This is a genomic window from Bacillus sp. PK6-16, from assembly GCF_056530295.1.
This window is the reverse complement of record NZ_CP096511.1, coordinates 1,057,868-1,076,197: the sequence shown is the minus strand read 5'-3', so window position 1 is coordinate 1,076,197 and position 18,330 is coordinate 1,057,868. Positions and strand designations below refer to the sequence as shown.

At 37.0% G+C, this 18,330-nt stretch carries 19 protein-coding genes and 1 other annotated feature; of the genes, 4 read left to right on the top strand and 15 right to left on the bottom strand.

The window, feature by feature from the left end; translation table 11 throughout:
* Positions 1-6: 6 nt before the first annotated feature.
* The 6 genes from M1D66_RS05515 to alaS form a co-directional block, all read right to left on the bottom strand.
* Positions 7-648 (bottom strand): O-methyltransferase, encoded by a 642-nt coding sequence (locus M1D66_RS05515; RefSeq protein ID WP_086386114.1) that lies wholly within the window; start codon positions 646-648, stop codon positions 7-9.
* Positions 649-851: 203 nt separating this feature from the next.
* Positions 852-1,922 carry an endolytic transglycosylase MltG gene (gene mltG / locus M1D66_RS05510; protein WP_000572139.1) on the bottom strand — a complete coding sequence of 357 codons (1,071 nt, stop codon included), beginning with the start codon at positions 1,920-1,922 and terminating at the stop codon, positions 852-854.
* A gap of 223 nt (positions 1,923-2,145) precedes the next feature.
* The gene (locus M1D66_RS05505) at positions 2,146-2,424 is read right to left on the bottom strand and encodes a DUF1292 domain-containing protein (RefSeq protein ID WP_000392247.1); all 279 of its coding nucleotides are present in this window, start codon (positions 2,422-2,424) and stop codon (positions 2,146-2,148) included.
* Positions 2,425-2,436: 12 nt separating this feature from the next.
* Positions 2,437-2,850 carry a Holliday junction resolvase RuvX gene (gene ruvX / locus M1D66_RS05500; RefSeq protein ID WP_001221193.1) on the bottom strand — a complete coding sequence of 138 codons (414 nt, stop codon included), beginning with the start codon at positions 2,848-2,850 and terminating at the stop codon, positions 2,437-2,439.
* A gap of 3 nt (positions 2,851-2,853) precedes the next feature.
* The gene (locus tag M1D66_RS05495; RefSeq protein ID WP_000348590.1) at positions 2,854-3,120 is read right to left on the bottom strand and encodes an IreB family regulatory phosphoprotein; all 267 of its coding nucleotides are present in this window, start codon (positions 3,118-3,120) and stop codon (positions 2,854-2,856) included.
* A 76-nt stretch (positions 3,121-3,196) separates the two neighbouring features.
* Positions 3,197-5,839 carry an alanine--tRNA ligase gene (gene alaS / locus M1D66_RS05490; protein WP_000811825.1) on the bottom strand — a complete coding sequence of 881 codons (2,643 nt, stop codon included), beginning with the start codon at positions 5,837-5,839 and terminating at the stop codon, positions 3,197-3,199.
* Positions 5,840-5,879: 40 nt separating this feature from the next.
* Positions 5,880-6,099 (bottom strand) — a binding site (T-box leader).
* Between the two features lie 241 nt (positions 6,100-6,340).
* Between alaS and M1D66_RS05485 the strand changes: the two genes are divergently transcribed.
* Positions 6,341-6,685 carry a PH domain-containing protein gene (locus tag M1D66_RS05485; RefSeq protein ID WP_000209578.1) on the top strand — a complete coding sequence of 115 codons (345 nt, stop codon included), beginning with the start codon at positions 6,341-6,343 and terminating at the stop codon, positions 6,683-6,685.
* Positions 6,686-6,729: 44 nt separating this feature from the next.
* Here the strand turns inward: M1D66_RS05485 and M1D66_RS05480 are convergent, their stop codons facing one another.
* Complete coding sequence (locus M1D66_RS05480; protein WP_000793128.1) at positions 6,730-7,797, bottom strand: AI-2E family transporter; 1,068 nt, start codon at positions 7,795-7,797, stop codon at positions 6,730-6,732.
* A gap of 176 nt (positions 7,798-7,973) precedes the next feature.
* On the opposite strand from M1D66_RS05480, the gene M1D66_RS05475 reads away from it, so the two are divergent.
* Positions 7,974-8,186 carry a hypothetical protein gene (locus M1D66_RS05475; protein WP_000242533.1) on the top strand — a complete coding sequence of 71 codons (213 nt, stop codon included), beginning with the start codon at positions 7,974-7,976 and terminating at the stop codon, positions 8,184-8,186.
* Between the two features lie 46 nt (positions 8,187-8,232).
* On the opposite strand, the gene M1D66_RS05470 is transcribed toward M1D66_RS05475, so the two are convergent.
* From M1D66_RS05470 to cymR, 7 genes are all read right to left on the bottom strand, one after another.
* Positions 8,233-8,361 carry a YrzQ family protein gene (locus M1D66_RS05470; RefSeq protein ID WP_001053553.1) on the bottom strand — a complete coding sequence of 43 codons (129 nt, stop codon included), beginning with the start codon at positions 8,359-8,361 and terminating at the stop codon, positions 8,233-8,235.
* An 18-nt stretch (positions 8,362-8,379) separates the two neighbouring features.
* On the bottom strand, positions 8,380-8,568 hold the full coding sequence (locus tag M1D66_RS05465; RefSeq protein WP_000469281.1) for a hypothetical protein: 189 nt from the start codon (positions 8,566-8,568) through the stop codon (positions 8,380-8,382).
* A 127-nt stretch (positions 8,569-8,695) separates the two neighbouring features.
* The gene (recD2, locus tag M1D66_RS05460) at positions 8,696-11,032 is read right to left on the bottom strand and encodes an SF1B family DNA helicase RecD2 (protein WP_000528082.1); all 2,337 of its coding nucleotides are present in this window, start codon (positions 11,030-11,032) and stop codon (positions 8,696-8,698) included.
* A gap of 95 nt (positions 11,033-11,127) precedes the next feature.
* Positions 11,128-11,787 (bottom strand): tetratricopeptide repeat protein, encoded by a 660-nt coding sequence (locus tag M1D66_RS05455; RefSeq protein WP_000066409.1) that lies wholly within the window; start codon positions 11,785-11,787, stop codon positions 11,128-11,130.
* 109 nt (positions 11,788-11,896) lie between these two features.
* Positions 11,897-13,012, bottom strand: a complete 1,116-nt coding sequence (gene mnmA / locus M1D66_RS05450) for a tRNA 2-thiouridine(34) synthase MnmA (RefSeq protein WP_001038021.1) — start codon at positions 13,010-13,012, stop codon at positions 11,897-11,899.
* A 16-nt stretch (positions 13,013-13,028) separates the two neighbouring features.
* A complete protein-coding gene (locus tag M1D66_RS05445; protein WP_000439882.1) occupies positions 13,029-14,174 on the bottom strand; it encodes a cysteine desulfurase family protein in 1,146 nt (381 codons plus the stop codon).
* Between the two features lie 35 nt (positions 14,175-14,209).
* On the bottom strand, positions 14,210-14,626 hold the full coding sequence (gene cymR, locus M1D66_RS05440; protein ID WP_000704116.1) for a cysteine metabolism transcriptional regulator CymR: 417 nt from the start codon (positions 14,624-14,626) through the stop codon (positions 14,210-14,212).
* 293 nt (positions 14,627-14,919) lie between these two features.
* Here cymR and M1D66_RS05435 point away from each other — a divergent pair, with 293 nt between their 5' ends.
* Together M1D66_RS05435 and M1D66_RS05430 are read left to right on the top strand one after the other, a co-directional pair.
* Complete coding sequence (locus tag M1D66_RS05435; RefSeq protein ID WP_000812943.1) at positions 14,920-16,206, top strand: replication-associated recombination protein A; 1,287 nt, start codon at positions 14,920-14,922, stop codon at positions 16,204-16,206.
* A 37-nt stretch (positions 16,207-16,243) separates the two neighbouring features.
* Positions 16,244-16,885, top strand: a complete 642-nt coding sequence (locus M1D66_RS05430) for an RsfA family transcriptional regulator (protein ID WP_086386111.1) — start codon at positions 16,244-16,246, stop codon at positions 16,883-16,885.
* 574 nt (positions 16,886-17,459) lie between these two features.
* Here the strand turns inward: M1D66_RS05430 and M1D66_RS05425 are convergent.
* Complete coding sequence (locus tag M1D66_RS05425) at positions 17,460-18,227, bottom strand: tRNA threonylcarbamoyladenosine dehydratase (RefSeq protein ID WP_000903179.1); 768 nt, start codon at positions 18,225-18,227, stop codon at positions 17,460-17,462.
* Positions 18,228-18,330: the final 103 nt, after the last annotated feature.

The following is an 18,330-nucleotide window of genomic DNA, read 5'->3' as shown; positions in this document are numbered from 1 at the left end:
CCTTGGTCACCCTCTCTTTTTACTAACAGCTACTCCATCACCAATTGGGAAAATCGTTGTATCATATCCTTCATGATTCATAAGCCACTCATTGTACGTCTTAATACGACGGATTAAACCACGTGTACGTCTGTTTTCAATTTTCTCTTTTGTCGTTACAAGACCGTGGTACATAACATTATCTGAAATAATTACTCCACCAGGATTTAATAACGGTTCATATAAGTCAAAAAAGCGACGATACTGTCCTTTTGCTGCATCAATAAAAATAACGTCAAATGTCCCGTGTTCTTTTACTTGTTCACCTGTCTCTAACGCATCACCGTAAATAACTGAAATACGATCTGTTACTGGGGAACGTTCTATATATTCAAGTGCTTTTTCATATCGCTCACGATTGCGCTCAACTGTCACAATACGTGTATTTGGAATAGCTTGCATCATACGAATACTAGAATAACCGATTGCTGTTCCAAGTTCTAAAATGCTTTTCGGTCCAATTAAACGTAAAAATTGCAGCATAAATTCCATTCCAAGTCGATCCATAATCGGCACATGATTTTCTGTTGCATATTCTTCCATTTCAAGAATTAATTTATCTTTCGGATCAATAAATGATAATAGGTACTCGTTAACTGCATCCTCCATAAATGGTCCTCCTTATTTACATGGAGAAGTGCCTCTATGACGTCTTTTCACACATAGAATGCAATAAAAATACAAGCCAGCTTTACCCTTAGCTTGTACGTCCCGTTTTGATATTAAAAACGATTCTTCTGCCAGTTTTTAACCCGATATATTTTACCACAAAAAAGAGGGATGTGCGACTTTTTTCGCTATCCCTCCCCATTTCACTGTTTTTTCGTAATGTATTTTTGCTTTAATGCATTATGCTCTTCTAATGTTTTCGCATAATACACTTCACCACTTGGTGCAGCTAAGAAATAATAATAATCTGTTTGCGCAGGTTCTAACGCAGCTTCCACTGAATGTTTACCAGAGTTTGCGATCGGCCCTACCGGCAATCCTTTTACAACATATGTATTATACGGTGAGTTGACCTTTAAGTCTTCGTATAATACACGTTGTTTATGCTTTCCAAGTGCATATAATACCGTTGGATCCGTTTGAAGCGGCATACCTTTTGTTAAACGATTATAAAAGACACTAGAGATCTTTTGACGATCTGTAAAACCAGTTGCCTCTTCTTCAATAAGTGAAGATAATGTTAAAAGCTGATGAACATCCCAATTCTTCGCTTTCATTTTCGCCTCATTTTGAACAATGATTGCATTTGTTTTCTCAAGCATTGGAATTACAATTTCTTCTAACGTCGTATCTTTCTTATAAAACGAATACGTTGCAGGATATAAATAACCTTCTAATGGGTATTTAATATTACTATCAAAGATTTTATCCGTTAATAACTTCGGATACTTTTGCTGCATTTTTTGAATAAATGCTTTATCGTTTAATTGACGCGTAACATCATCTTTATTCCACTTTAGTTCTGTCGCAATCGTTTCTGCAATTTCAGTTACTTGCGCCCCTTCTTTAATCGTCACTTTATAAAGAGCTGGACGATGCACGTTGCCAGATGACATTTGTTCGATCACATCTTCAGCATTCATTGAAGGATTTAATAAATATGTACCTGCTTGTAAACTTTTCGATTTAGCCTTTGTATAAAAACTAAAAACTGTACCGTTTTTTACAGCGCCTTTTTCTTCTAAAATTTCTCCAATTTTACTTGTAGATGATCCTTTCGGAATTTCTACTTCAATCTCTTTTTTATTCCCGCTATCAACTGGTCCTAATGCGGATGAAATATACGCATAGACTGAACCACAAACTAAAAGCAGTGCAATAATCGAAAATAAAAAGATGCGTCTACGCTTCTTTTTCACTTGATTCTCTATCAAAACATTTCCTCCTTACTTAATTGTAGACCGTATGTACACTTTTCTATACAGCACGATGTAAAAACGCAACAAATTCACTTATCTTTTTTAATTGACAATTTATTTTTCTACAATCCGTCTCATTATACTACAAAGACTTACACAGTTTCGACAAAAAATCTTTCATTTTACATATAAATACAAAAAAAGATGGACTGTATATCGTCCATCTTTTCAGTACTTATTATTCAGCTTCTTGCTCATCAGCTAGAGTGTTAAACATTTCTTGTACCATTTCCCACTCTTCTTCAGATTCGATTGGAAGTAAAGTTCCGCCCTCTTCTTCATTTTGCTCATAAGCCATTGCATCATAAATTTGGTCTCCATCTTCGTCTACTTCACCGATTGGAGAGAAGACTACGTATGATTTTTTGCCAAATTTTTCAGCGTCAAAAGTGAAAATAATTTCACATAAATGTTCGTTACCTTTTTCGTCTACAATTGTAATTTGATTTTCTTCCATTTTGGTCACCTCTTATTTACTATCTAAAAATCCTTGTAAGATTACGACTGCAGCCATCTTATCAATTACTTGCTTTCGCTTCTTACGGCTTACATCGGCTGAAATGAGTAGACGTTCCGCTGCCATCGTTGACAAACGCTCGTCCCACATTACAACGTCTAATTGTAACAGCTCTCGTAGGTTTTCTGCAAATTGTTGGCACGCTTCACCACGTGGGCCAATTGTACCATTCATATTTTTAGGTAAACCTACTACTATTTTGTCCACATTGTACTGCTTTACTAACTCAGAAATACGATCAAAACCAAAGTGACCTCGTTCTTCGTTAATCTTAATTGTTTCTAATCCTTGTGCTGTCCAGCCCATTTCGTCGCTAATTGCAACTCCGACTGTTTTTGTACCTACATCTAAACCTAATATCCGCATAAACTACTCCTCACGATGATGTTTCAAGTAAGACTTCACAAGCTCTTCAATTAACTCATCACGTTCAAGCTTGCGAATGATGCTACGTGCATCTTTATGGCGAGGTATGTATGCTGGGTCTCCACTTAATAAATAACCGACGATTTGGTTAATCGGATTATAGCCTTTTTCTTGAAGTGCATCATACACAGTTAAAAGTACATCATTTACATGGACACTCTGTTTTTCATCTTGAATGCTAAACTTCATTGTTTTATCAAAACCGTCCATTTCAAGCACCTCACTTATATAGTAAGTATAGGGAGAAGAACTTCTCCTCTCCCTACCATTGTACACTACTATCTCTTTATTTTGAAACAGATTTAACGTACTCTTGTACAAATGCTAAAGCTTCTTCGACTTGAGCTGGGTTTTTACCGCCTGCTTGTGCCATATCAGGACGGCCACCACCGCCACCGCCGCAACGAGAAGCTACTTCTTTCACAAGTTTACCAGCATGGTAACCTTGGCTAATTAAGTCTTTCGTTACACCTGCTAGGATGTTTACTTTATCGTCATTAACAGACGCTAATACAACAACTGCTGACTCTAATTTATTTTTCAGATCATCCATCATCGTACGTAAGTTGTTCATATCTGCAACATTTACTTTCGCTGCTAATACATTCACACCATCAACTGTCATTACAGAATCAGTTAAGTTTCCAGCTTCGATATTGCTTAATTTTGCAGCAAGAGATTCATTTTCTTTTTGCAGTTGTTTCACTTCAGCAAATAGACCATCAACTCTTGTTAAAATATCTTTCGGATTTGTTTTCATTTTTCCTGCTGCTTCTTTTAATAAACCTACTTGATCGTTCATTAATTCGTATGCAGACTTACCAGTTACTGCTTCAATACGACGAGTTCCTGCACCAATACCAGACTCAGCAACGATTTTGAAAATACCGATAGAAGCTGTATTATCAACGTGACAACCACCACAAAGCTCTAAGCTGTAATCGCCAACTTGTACAACGCGTACAACATCTCCGTATTTTTCACCGAATAATGCCATTGCGCCCATTTCTTTCGCTTCTTCGATTGCTTTTTGAGAAATCTCAACATCAATACTTTCCCAAATTTTTTCGTTTACCATACGCTCAATTTTTTCTAATTCGTCAGCTTGTACTTGACCGAAGTGAGAGAAGTCAAAACGTAGACGTTCAGAAGTTACAAGAGAACCTGCTTGGTTAACGTGTGTTCCAAGTACGTCTTTTAATGCTTGGTGTAGTAAGTGAGTTGCTGTATGATTTTTTACAACGCTACTACGGTTTTTCGTATCGATAATAGCTTTTACAGCCGCATCTTTCGTTAATGTACCTTCTTCAACAACAACTTTATGCAAGTTTTGGCCGTTTGGTGCTTTTTGTACGTCTTTTACAAGAACTTTCACACCATCTGCAAGAAGGTAACCACGGTCTGCAATTTGTCCACCGCTCTCAGCATAGAATGGTGTTACATCAAGAATTAACTGTCCTTCTTCACCAGCTTGTAAGCTGTCTGTGTATTCGCCGTTTTTCACAAGTGCAACAACGTTACTTTCTGTTGCAACTGTACCGTAACCAACGAATTCGCTCGCTACTTTAATTTCTCCAAGGACACCACCTTGAACTTGCATAGAATCAACGTCTTGACGAGCAGCACGTGCACGCTCACGTTGTTTTTCCATTTCATTTTCAAAACCTTCATGATCAACTGTCATGCCAGCTTCTTCTGCATATTCTTCTGTTAATTCAATTGGGAAACCGTATGTGTCATATAGACGGAACGCATCTACTCCAGAAATAACAGTTGTTTTTTCTTCTTTTGCTTTTGCAATTACTTCAGCTAAAATCGCTTCACCATCATGAAGTGTTTCATGGAAACGCTCTTCTTCGTTCTTCACAACTTTCGCAATGAAATCTTTCTTTTCAAGTACTTCTGGATAGAAGTCTTTCATTACTTCTCCAACAACCGGTACTAATTCAAACATAAATGGACGGTTGATGTTTAATTTCTTCGAATAACGAACAGCGCGGCGTAATAAACGACGTAATACATAACCACGGCCTTCGTTAGATGGAAGAGCACCGTCACCAACAGCGAATGTTACTGTACGGATATGGTCAGCAATTACTTTGAATGCCATATCTTTTTCTAAATCGCCATTACGATATTTTTCACCAGAAATTGTTTCTGTTGCACCAATCATCGGCATGAATAGGTCTGTATCAAAGTTCGTAGGTACATCTTGAACGATAGATGTCATACGCTCTAGACCCATCCCTGTATCAATGTTTTTCTTAGGAAGTGGTGTATATGAACCGTCTGGATTATGGTTAAATTGAGAGAATACAAGGTTCCATACTTCTAAGTAACGCTCGTTTTCTCCGCCTGGATATAATTCTGGGTCACTAAAGTCATTACCGTAAGCTTCTCCGCGGTCATAGAAAATCTCTGTATTCGGTCCACTTGGTCCTTCACCGATATCCCAGAAGTTTTCTTCTAAGCGAATAATACGCTCTTTTGGAACGCCCATTTTCTCATTCCAAATTGTGAATGCTTCTTCATCTTCTGGATGGATTGTAACTGATAGTAATTCTTTATCGAATCCGATCCATTTGTCGCTCGTTAAGAATTCCCAAGCCCATGTAATTGCTTCTTCTTTGAAGTAATCACCAATTGAGAAGTTTCCTAACATTTCAAAGAATGTATGGTGACGAGCTGTTTTCCCTACGTTTTCAATATCGTTTGTACGAATTGATTTTTGAGCATTTGTAATACGTGGATTTTGTGGGATTACGCGTCCATCAAAATATTTTTTTAATGTAGCTACACCACTATTAATCCATAAAAGAGATGGATCTTCATGCGGAACTAGTGATGCACTAGGTTCTACTGCATGTCCTTTTTCTTGGAAAAAGTCTAAAAACATTTGACGAATTTGTGCGCCTGTTAGTTGTTTCATTGTATTTTCCTCCTTAAATATAAAAAACTCCCGTCCCTATAAAAGGGACGAGAGTTAACTCGCGATACCACCCTAATTATGAATTGATTACAATAACAATCAATTCATCACCTCATGGTGCCGTAACGTGGCAAGACGGCAGTGATTAGCTGCTCTCAGGATTAGCTTTCTGTTACCCTTCATCTAAAGCTTCTTTCAGCCATATGGAAGCTTCTCTCTAGAAATGGACTGTAACGTACTTGTTCCGTCATTGATTTAATGTATTATATGACTAAATATAATAGAATTCTCTTAAGTTTGTCAATGTAGATAATCATTTATATTGTATTAATTGCTTATTTATCATAGGTATTCTACTATTCATTCTTAACAGCCTTTTCATATAGTATGCATTTATTAACAAATCGGAATCTCCTTATAAGAATGATTTATAAAAATTTCTAAATATTACTTTTTTTGCTATAATTAAATTATTGTTAATAAAATAAAGGAGCGATCACAATGACAACCTTACTTAGCAAAGCTAAAAACATATTAGCGACTGACGAAACGATATTATTTTACGCAGCATGTTCATTAGACATATTTATTTATCGTTCCGTCGCAAGGCCAGGATTGCTAATTTTAACGAACAAAAGACTATTCTTTTATGGGCCAGATGTAAGTAAGAATCCAATATTTGAAGAGTACTCTTTCGCAAAAATTTCTAATCTAAAAGAACAAAAGCGTCTTTTCAACAATCAAATTATATTTATGTATGATAACGAATGGAAAAAAATAAAACATATTCAAACAAATGATGTGAGCTCCCTCGTTCAAAAGATACACGAGCAGCTTTCTAAATAAATATATGATTAGCCCTCTATTTCTTACATAGAGGGCTTCTATACTTACACATCTTCTTTTTTCAAGAGCGGTCTCACATGAACAATGACAGTGCGAATAACTGCTAAAATCGGAACAGATATTAGTAACCCTACAATCCCAGCTACCTCTCCCCCAACTAGTAAGGCAAGCATAATAATAACGGGATGCATACGAAGTGACTTACCAACGATGTAAGGCGATAAAATGTTACTCTCCACAAATTGCAAAATCGCAATCGTGATCCCCGCCTTAATAAGTAAACTCGTTGATACTGTTGCTGCAATCATTAACGTCGGGATCGCTCCTAAAATAGGACCGAAGTATGGGATTATATCCGTTACCCCAATAATAATGCCAAGCAATAATGGATATTTCATACCGATAAACCAAAAAGAAAGAGCTGATACTCCCCCTAATACTAAACAAACAAATAACTGTCCTCGAATATAGCTTCCAAGTGACTTATCAATTTCTTTCGCAAGCATTTGCCCCGTACCTCGCCATTTACTTGGGACTAGTTTCCAAAAGATATGATAAAACTCACCATAATCTTTTAATATGTAAAATACAATGAACGGTATTAAGAAAATAATGAGCAATGAATCGAGTACACCACGAGCTGTACTCATCACTTTATTTAAAAGCGCTTGAATCTTCGTTTCCACACCCACAAAAAGTTGTTTCACCTTTTCATGAATGAACGAAGGGAAATTCGCTGTTTGTTCTGTAACGCCATCCATCCACGAATCGTACATCTTTGTAAACTGGGGAAATTGTTCATTAATCTCTTGTAACTGTTTAATAACGACTGGTGTTCCTTTATAAATCCCATAACCAATTCCGCCAAAGAAAAGGATATAAATGAGCAAAATGGCAAGTGTACGGGGCATCCCTTCCTTATGAATTTTTTCAATTAAAGGGTGCAATAAATACGCAATAAAACACGCGATAAGAAACGGCGTGATTGCTACTTTAAATACAAAAATAATCGGTGCCCATAGCGGCTTAATTTTTAAAAAGACGAGCAGACAAAGAAAAACAAGTAACAATAATCCTAAACGATATATCCAAATGATTTTAAGATTCTTCACATGAAAAACCTCCTCCACCTTTATTTTGAAAATAAATGGGGTAGGTTATGTGCGAAACTTTTAAAATCTTTTCATACGGACCATACTGTTTTTTAAAGACGTACATATAAATAACATAACAAGGACAACCACCCCTGAGAATACAGCATGAATTAATATAATCAGGAGGGCCAATTATGGTTTTGTTTATGCTTGGATTATCAGCAATTTTTATGATTCTTGAATGGATTTGTATCGGGTTCGGTATTTGGAAGGGGTTCTTTATTCATTCCTCACGTAAAGAAAAAGCGAAGCAATTATGGCAGTATGGAATACTTGGCGTTGGCTGCTACGGTCTATCTTATCTTTTCTCAGAGATCGGACTTTTTTATTTGCATATGGGTGCATAAAAAAACTCCCTTGTCTACAAGGGAGTTTTTCAATTTATCGAAATGATTATAAGTAAGACTTAATCATCTTACGTGCTTTTTTCATATTGCGTTTTGAAAATACATCTTGTTTACGAGCATATTGATATGCTGCAGCTCCAACACCTAATGCGATTAATGAATTGCGTAGATTCAAAGTAAATCCCCCTTTTCGTTATCCGATCGTTCTTTCATTCTCATCAAATAAATCATCAAGAGAGCTTAATGAACCGTCTTCCTCAACTTGATGTGTATGGATTTTCCCCTTTGAAACCGATAATTCGATATAACAATTCCAGCAATAAAATTGGTTGACACCTATTTTTCCAATGTCTTTCCCTTTGCAATTTGGACAAATGAACATATGGCTTTCATCTCCTTACAGTCTCCCAGATTCTATTCGCCATTATGTCCAAACTGCATTCATTTATACATTACTGGAGCCTTTCAACGCTATGCGTTTGAAAGTTTCACTATATAATTTCACCTTGTTACATGAAATCATACGGTGAAATGTTTTCCACGTCCATTTCCTCGCCATTAACTGTGACCATCTGTACTTCTCCTTGTGATTCTTGCAAGCGACTAGCTAAAGTTGTTTGACGCATTGCATCATCAAGGCGATTTACACCAGATTGGAAAGCTGCTTCCTCCCCGCAAATAATAAGGAACTTCTTACTTCTTGTAATACCCGTGTAAATTAAATTACGACGTAACATACGGTTGTAACTTTTCACGATTGGCATAATAACAATCGGAAATTCACTACCTTGTGATTTATGAATGGAACAACAATATGCATGCGTAATTTGATTTAAATCGGGCTTCGTATACGTTACCTCAATTCCATCAAATGAAACGATAATCATATCTTGTTGCTCAACGTTCTCTTTCGCATAAAACACCGAAACAATTTCCCCAATATCACCATTAAACACTTGGCTCTCCGGCTGATTCACGAGTTGCAGTACTTTATCGCCTCTTCGGTACACAACATCGCCGTAAGCAATTTCTTTACTCTTTTCCCTCTTCGGATTAAATACTTGTTGCAGCGCTTCGTTTAATACATTAATACCAGCAGGCCCGCGGTACATCGGTGCTAATACTTGAACATCCCTTGCACTAAAGCCTTTTGTTTTAGCATTTTCGCAAACTTTTTTCACAACCTCAACAATTTGAGCCCCTGTACAGCTGATAAACGAACGATCTTTTTTGTTTTGCGCTAAATCTGGTGGTAGCGTTCCATTTTTTATCGCATGGGCAAGTTGAATCACTGATGAGCCTTCCGCTTGACGATAAATTTCAGTAAGCTTCACTGTCGGAACTGCGCCTGCATTTAATAAATCTTTTAATACTTGTCCAGGTCCTACAGATGGCAACTGATCTTCATCACCTACAACGATAACTTGAATATTCGTCGGCAACGACTTAAATAGCTGATTTGCAAGCCAAATATCAACCATTGAAAATTCATCGATAATAAGGAGCTTACCTTGGACAGGATCCGTTTCATTACGCTGGAAAGATCCTTCTGGCGTCCAACCAAGTAAACGGTGAATTGTGCAAGCTGGAAGTCCTGTCGATTCACTCATCCGCTTCGCTGCTCTTCCTGTTGGAGCTGTTAATAGTATTGGAAATGGATTATCATCACTGTATTCATTCGGATTTAACGATAATCCGTGAAGTGACGCATACATTTCAACAATCCCTTTAATAACTGTTGTTTTCCCTGTTCCTGGTCCACCTGTCAATAACATCATCGGTTTATGAAGTGCCGTTTGAATTGCTTCTTGCTGAAACGGTGCATATTGTACGTTCAGTTGTTCTTCAATTTCACCTAACGTTTTTAACACTTCCGCTTCTGGAAATGAAGGTGTTTCTTCTTGATTCATAAGCCTGCGAATAGACTTTACAACACCTTTTTCAGAGTAGAATAACGTCGCTAAATACACTCGTTCTTCTTCTATGATGACTTTCCCTTCACTTTGCATCGTTTCAATACAACCTATAATATCTTCCTCAGTCACTCTTCCTTCTTGATTGTTTAAAAGTGACATCGTTTCTCTTACAAGTTGATCTTTCCTCATATAAACATGACCAAGTTGTAATGAGACATTCTCTAATGTGTAAAAACATCCCGCTCGTACACGGTCGTCATGATTACCCGATATCCCTAACGCACGCCCTATATCATCCGCTCTTCCAAAACCAATCCCGTCCACTTCTTCAATAAGTTGATACGGATTATTACGAATCACTTCTAATGTCATCTCTTTATATTGCTGGTAAATCTTAATAGAAAGTTTCGTTCCAAAACCGTAGCCATTTAAAAAGCTCATTACTTTCTCTAATCCTTGATGTTCAACAATTGTCTCATATATTTCCTGAGCCTTTTGTTTATTAACAACACCATTTAATGCCTCAGGGTCATCCATAATTTTAGAAATAGCATGTTCTCCGAGATGGTCCACAATTTTCTCAGCTGTACGCTTTCCTATCCCTTTAAATAAATCACTCGCTAAATATTGCACCATACCTGCTTTTGTTTGCGGCAATTCTTTTTTAAATGTTTCAACCATATATTGTTTTCCATACTTTGGATGGTCCTTAAAATGACCTGTCAATGTAAACACTTCATCTTCATGCATGCGGGGAAAATGACCGTTTATCATTACTTTCTTTTCGTCATACGTTTCATTCGTTTCAATGACTTTCATACTGACAACGGAATAGAGGTTTTCTTCGTTGTGGAAAATGGTATGAAGAACTTGCGCTTTTATAAACTTTTTCTCTTCCTCAAACAAATCCATTGCATGTTGATTTCCCATCTTTCCTCTCCTTTCCGATATTTTCACTTTAATGAGCAGTACATCCCCCACCTTTTTAGATGAGGGATAACTACCCATTAAACTATATTTTTATCTTATTCAGCTTCTTGCTCTAATAAACGAACGCCATTACCCGCTAAAAAGTGATCTGGCTGAATTTCAGTTGCTTTCTTAAATAAAGCGAGAGCCTTCTCATTATTTTCCTCAAATACGTACGCAACACCTAAATTGTAATATGCATCTGCATGCTCTTCATCCATTTCTAATACCTTTTCAAAATAAGGTTTCGCCTCTTGAACGTGTTCTAATCGCGCGAAGCAAAGTCCGCACTGGAATACAGCTTCTACATCGTTTTCATCTAATTCTGTTGCTCTTTGTAAGAATGGTAGTGCAAGACGATCATTTCCAAGCTGTACATGTGTGATACCTAACATAAATGTTACATCAGCTGATTGTAATCCAGCTTGCATTGCTTGTTCAAATACAGCTTTCGCCTCAGTAAATTGCTCTTGGCCATAATATACATTTCCTAAACCATAATAGGCAGCTGCAGATTTATCATCTAACTCTAGTGCGCGTTTATAAAATAAAATCGCTCGCTCGCTATCACCTAATACGTCTAATAAATTTGCAAAATTAATGTATCCAAGCGCATCTTTCGGATTTTCTTCGATTGCTTCTGTAAAATTTTTAGCTGCTTCTTCCCAGTTTCCTTCTTGCATATATTGAATACCTGTTTCAAGTTTGTTTGACATGTCCTTCACCTCTACAACAAATTATAACAAAGAATGTATTTTCCAAGCGAACGAAAATTCGCTTTATGTAAAAGAAACCTCTAACCGCTAATCGGCAGAGGCTTCTCATTTATCCTAAATAATCCAATTTCTTACCACTACGGTATACTTCATCAATTGTAGCACCGCCTAAGCACTCATCTCCATCATAGAAAACGACTGCTTGTCCTGGTGTAATTGCACGAATTGGCTCATCACAAAGAATACGAACTGTATTTTCATCAACGATTTGAACCGTTACTTTATTGTCTTCTTGACGATAACGGAATTTCGCCGTGCACTTAAATTCTGTTTCTTTTTCTTTGTTACTTACCCATCCTACATTCGTAGCAATAACTTCATCACCATATAGAAGTTCGTTATGGAATCCTTGATCAACATATAAAATGTTTTCTTTTAGATTTTTCCCAACAGCAAACCATGGATCACCATTACCACCAATTCCAAGGCCATGACGTTGTCCAATTGTATAATACATTAAACCGTCATGCTTCCCTTTCACTTCACCAGATAATGTTTGCATTACACCTGGTTGTGCCGGTAAGTAGTTACTTAAGAAATCTTTAAAGTTACGCTCACCAATGAAGCAAATACCTGTACTATCTTTTTTCGCCGCTGTCGCTAAGCCAGCTTCTTTCGCCATTTCACGAATTTGCGGTTTCTTTAATTCACCTAACGGGAACATTGTTTTTGATAATTGCTCTTGGCTTAATTGATTTAAGAAATATGTTTGATCTTTATTGTCATCAACACCGCGAAGCATTTTATATTCGCCGTCCATATAAGCAACGCGTGCATAATGGCCTGTTGCCACATAATCCGCACCAAGCGCAATTGCATGCTCTAAAAATGCTTTAAATTTAATTTCTTTATTACACATTACATCTGGGTTTGGTGTACGACCAGCTCGGTACTCATCTAAGAAGTACGTAAATACTTTATCCCAGTATTGTTTTTCAAAGTTTACTGCATAATACGGAATACCAATTTGGTTACACACTTCAATTACATCATTGTAATCTTCTGTTGCTGTGCAGACACCATTCTCATCTGTATCATCCCAGTTTTTCATAAAAATTCCGATTACATCATAACCTTGCTCTTTTAATAAAAGTGCTGCTACAGATGAATCGACGCCACCGGACATACCGATGACAACGCGTGTTTCTTGAGGTAGTTTGTTCATCATGTCACCTCCCATGCTAATTTTGTGTTAATCGCTTCACGATTTTCACTGTTTCGTACGCCGCTTTTTCAATTTGCTCTTTCGTATTTCCAAGTCCAAAACTAAAGCGTACGGATGAACGTATTTGATCGGAGTCTTTTCCAAACATCGCTACTAATACATGTGATGGATCAATCGAACCAGCTGTACAAGCAGAACCACTCGATACTGCAATGCCAGCAAGGTCTAAGTTCACAAGAAATGGTTCAATGTTCATTCCTGTAAAACTTACATTAAGTACATGCGGTAAGCGATGTTCTAAGTTTCCGTTTACCTCGAAAGTAATGCCTTCATTTTTGAAGACAGATACCATTATATCTTTAAACTCTTCATATTGGGCATTTTTTTGCTCACGAGTTTTTTCAGCTATAAGAATTGCATGCTGAAGCCCAGCAATACTAGGCACATTTTCCGTACCAGCACGGCGTTTTCTTTCTTGCTCTCCGCCTATTAATAACGGTTCAAATTTCACATTTGCACCAGCGTATAAGAACCCTACACCTTTTGGCCCATTAATTTTATGAGCTGAAATTGATAATAAATCAATTCCAAACTCTTTCACATTAATTTCTACTAAACCGTAAGCTTGTACCGCATCTGTATGGAAATAAGCTTGATGATCTTTTAGCAGCTTTCCTATTTCCACAATTGGTTGCATTGTCCCTACTTCATTATTCCCAAACATAACAGATACAAGAATCGTCTCTTCTGTTAATGCCTTTTGTATGTCAGAAACTTGAATACGCCCTGTTTCATCGACAGGTAAATATGTCACTTCAAACCCTTCACGCTCTAACAATTCGCACGTATGCAAAATCGCATGATGTTCAATTTGCGTCGTTATTATGTGGTTACCTTTATGACGGTTCGCACGTGCTACACCGATAAGCGCTAAATTATCAGCTTCTGTACCACCGCTCGTAAATATAATTTCATTCGGATTCGCATGAATGCTGCGTGCACACACTCGTCTCGCCTCATCTACTGCATGGCGCGTTTGACGTCCATAAAAGTGAATACTAGACGGGTTCCCGAATATTTCTGTCATATATGGAATCATCTTTTCGACCACTTCTGGGTGAGTCGGAGATGTCGCAGCATGATCTAAGTAAATGCGTTCCATTAAATCTCCTTCTTTCCAAATCGTTTCACAAGGAATTAAATGTAAAACATATAGCCCCCGTGATTTTCTTCCTCATAACGTACTAAATCTTCTAACGTTGTACTATCTAACACTTCTTGCACCGCATCACGAACACGCATCCATAACTGGCGCTGTGCTGGCTCTTCTTCTTCTATCATTTCTACAACACTAATCGGTCCCTCTAATACACGGATTACATCCCCAGCTGTAATGTTAGCCGGTTGATCAGATAATACATATCCGCCGTATGCCCCGCGCGTACTCTTTACAAGACGAGCGTTACGAAGTGGTGAAATTAATTGCTCTAAGTAATGCTCGGATAAGTCATGCGCCTGCGCAATTGATTTTAATGAAATCGGACCTTCACCAAACTTTTTTGCAAGATCAATCATAATTGTTAAGCCATAGCGGCCTTTTGTTGAAATCTTCATCTATTTTGCACCTCTTTTCAAATTTTCACTTCTATTGGTTATATCTTATTTATAAAAAGAACACAATTTAAAATCCTATGAAATTATAGCATAATATAGTATTATAAGAAATTTCAACTTGTGTATCAAAATGATAACATAAAATCACATTGAAAAACTCGGAAATTATTACAATTGAAAGAAAAATGAAAATATTATCCTTCATTTTTCCCATAAAACAGCATCCTATTTCAAATTCCGTAGAAAAAAATGATACGATAGAACGAGATTATATATTAAGGGAGACGGTCCAAATGAAACAACCACTCGCACATCGAATGCGCCCTACAAATATTCAAGAAATTATTGGGCAACAACATTTAGTTGGTGAAGGAAAAATTTTATGGCGAATGGTCCAAGCCAATCATTTTCAATCTATGATTTTATACGGTCCTCCAGGTACAGGAAAAACATCCATTGCCAGTGCAATTGCAGGAAGTACCGGTACCCCGTTTCGTCTATTGAACGCTGTTACTCACAATAAAAAAGATATGGAAGTTGTCGTACAAGAAGCGAAGATGCATCGACACCTCGTTTTAATTTTAGATGAAGTTCACCGTCTAGATAAAGCAAAGCAAGACTTTCTATTACCTCACTTAGAAAGCGGACTTCTTACTTTAATTGGTGCTACGACAAGTAATCCATTCCATGCAATAAACTCCGCTATTCGAAGCAGGTGTCAAATTTTCGAATTACACGCACTAACAGAAGAAGATATTTTAATTGGGTTAAAAAGAGCTTTGGAAGATAAAGAAAAAGGCCTTGGAGAATATGCAGTAACGGTAACAGATGAAGCACTACATCACTTTGCAAACGCCTCTGGTGGTGATATGCGTTCCGCTTATAACGCACTTGAGCTTGCTGTATTATCTAGCTTTACTACAGACGACCAAGCGGCTGAAATCACACTCGAGATTGCAGAAGAATGCTTACAAAAGAAGAGCTTCGTCCACGACAAAGGCGGCGATGCTCATTATGATGTATTATCAGCATTTCAAAAATCAGTGCGCGGAAGTGATGTAAATGCAGCACTCCATTATTTAGCACGCCTTATTGAAGCAGGTGATTTACAAAGCATTGGCAGACGCCTTCTTATTATGGCTTATGAAGATATTGGACTTGCTAGCCCACAAGCTGGACCACGTACACTAGCTGCAATTGAATCAGCTGAACGAGTTGGATTCCCAGAAGCACGCATCCCACTTGCAAATGCCGTTATCGAGCTATGCTTATCACCAAAATCAAATTCAGCTTATAAAGCACTTGATGCTGCATTACACGATTTACGCAACGGTCAAACAGGTGACATTCCAAGCCATTTAAAAGATAGTCATTACAAAGGCGCAGAATCACTTGGAAGAGGCATTGGATATTTATATCCGCACGACCATCCAAACGGCTGGGTAAGGCAACAATACTTACCTGATAAAATAAAAAGCAAGCAATATTATAAACCGAAAACGACAGGAAAATTTGAGCAAGCACTTTCTACTGTTTATGAAAGATTACAAACTTCGAATAAAACGAAAAATAAAGGGTAACATAAACGAAAACGTCACCATTATGGAGGCTTCGCTTATGAAAACACGTCAAGATGCATGGACAAAAGAAGATGATCTCCTTTTAGCAGAAACTGTTTTACGACATATTCGCAGCGGAAGTACACAAATAAAAGCATTTGATGAAGTCGGCGATGCGTTGAACCGGACTTCAGCAGCTTGCGGCTTTAGATGGAATGCTGAAGTAAGACCGAATTACGAAGATGCGGTGCAGCTTGCAAAAAAACAACGTAAAGAATTAAAACGTTCTGAAGCTAATATAGAAAAAGATCGGTTCACGAAAACGAAACAACTCGTAATTGACGCCGATTTTTCAGAAGATATTACGCCAAGTAAACAAGATCTTACAATGCAAAATGTCATTTCATTTTTACAAAATTTAGAACATAACAATCCTTCACTTGCAAAGTTGCAAACTGAAAATGATGTATTACAAGCTCAACTCACCTCTCTGCAAAAAACGAATCATGAACTTGAAACGAAATTAGCGGTACTCATAAAAAAACAACAAGCAATCGAAGAAGATTACGCGATGCTTGTTCGAATTATGGATCGTGCTCGAAAACTTGTTTCAGTCGAAGAGCAAGAAGAGCAAATTGCCCCGATTTTCAAAACCGATCAAAATGGGAATTTAGATATTATTTATTCTGCAGAGAATTAAAAACAGGGATGTCACTTTTTTAACTGAGTGACATCCCTGTTTGTTTTCGGTGAACCATATATAGATATCGGTAAATGAAATTATATTAACGGTTTTTCGAATATATCTATCACAACTTGCAATATATCAACGATTTTTCAAATTTATCTATCACAACTTACAATATATCAACGATTTTTCAAATTTATCTATCACAACTTATAATATATCAACGATTCAATAAAGGATATCCATTTAACGACAAAGATTGACAATAACATTCCTCCTTGTCATACAAGGAAACGCCTACAACAGATTAGATATTTTTTACTAAAATGTTATTATAAACATATACCTTTAAAGGGAGATGGTTGCTATTTCATTAATAATCTTCAAAATAACTCTTGGCCTTCTCGTCCTAACTTTAGCTCTTTTCACCATTAACAGTCTAAAAAAGACATCCGCCTATAAATCAGATAAATATGATTATTGCTTACTAACCTTACTTACATTTGAACTAGTAGTGATGCAAATATTCATATTTCTTTAATACATATAAAAAAGCATATATCCAAAATGGATATATGCTTTTCTTTTATTCTTGCCCTACACGTTTCACTTCTACGTTTTTAATGCGTTCACGTACAACGTGACTTGCCATAATTAAGCCTGCCACAGATGGTACGAATGCATTTGATGAAGGCGGTAATTTCGCCTTACGAATTTTTGCATTCTCGTCTGGTACAATTTCTTTACGTACTTCTTCACGAATTACGATTGGGTTTTCGTCAGAGAAGACAACTTTTACACCTTTTTTAATACCCTCTTTACGAAGCTTCGTACGAATGACTTTCGCAATTGGATCTGTATGTGTTTTAGAGATGTCCGCAATACGGAAACGAGTTGGGTCCATTTTATTTGCTGCACCCATACTTGAGATAATTTTAATTTTACGACGTAAACATTGTTTAATTAAATGAATTTTGAACGTAATCGTATCAGATGCATCCACTACGAAGTCTAAACCGTACTTAAAGAACTCTTCATATGTTTCATCTGTATAAAACATTTCTAGTCCAATTACTTCACACTCTGGGTTAATGTCCGCGATACGCTCTTTCATTAATTCTACTTTTGAACGTCCTACAGTAGATACTAAAGCGTGAATTTGACGGTTTACGTTTGTAATATCTACAACGTCTTTATCAACTAATACGAGACGTCCTACGCCAGAACGTGCTAACGCTTCAGCTGCAAAAGAACCTACGCCGCCAATTCCTAAAATACCGACTGTACTATTTTTTAATATTTCAAGTCCTTCTTTACCAAAGGCTAATTCATTACGTGAAAATTGATGTAACATTCAGCTCTACACTCCTATTACAAAAATGGTCTACCATGTATTCTAGCGTTTTTCCGACTATTTGTATAGAAAAAGTTATAGAATTCCTAAAAATACATATTTC